Genomic DNA, 616 nt, shown 5'->3' on the forward strand with positions numbered 1-616 from the left:
GAACTTTGCGTGAAGGTTAAGTTATCACCGTCAACATCGGTCGCGGACAGTTGACCACTCACAGCCACTTCTTCATCAGTCGTAACGGTAATGTCTGTGCCTAATGGATCATTGTTATCATCAACCAGTACTGGCGCATCATTGATTGGCTTCACGGTCACATTAACAGTAATAGTATCTGTACCGCCGTTGCCGTCATTGACTTCAACGTTAAAGCTATCATCACCGTTAAAATCATTGTTTGGTGTGTAAGTCCACGTACCGTCAGTGTTAACCGTCACTTGACCATTGGTCGGGTTAGAACTTTGCGTGAAGGTTAAGTTATCACCGTCAACATCGGTCGCAGACAGTTGACCGCTCACGGCGACTTCTTCATCGGTCGTGACGGTAATGTCACTGCCTAATGGATCATTGTTATCATCAACCAATACTGGCGCATCATTGATTGGCTTCACGGTCACATTAACAGTAATAGTATCTGTACCGCCGTTGCCGTCATTGACTTCAACGTTAAAGCTATCATCACCGTTAAAATCATTGTTTGGTGTGTAAGTCCACGTACCGTCAGTGTTAACCGTCACTTGACCATTGGTCGGGTTAGAACTTTGCGTGAAGG

At 45.5% G+C, this 616-nt stretch carries 1 protein-coding gene; it reads right to left on the minus strand.

Going from position 1 to position 616, the window contains the following annotated elements; translation table 11 throughout:
* Window positions 1-616, minus strand: a 616-nt coding sequence (locus C9J41_RS21695; protein WP_146151682.1) for a cadherin-like domain-containing protein, incomplete at both ends; no start/stop codon positions are given.

This window comes from Photobacterium sp. GB-50 (assembly GCF_003026755.1).
Lineage (GTDB): Bacteria > Pseudomonadota > Gammaproteobacteria > Enterobacterales > Vibrionaceae > Photobacterium.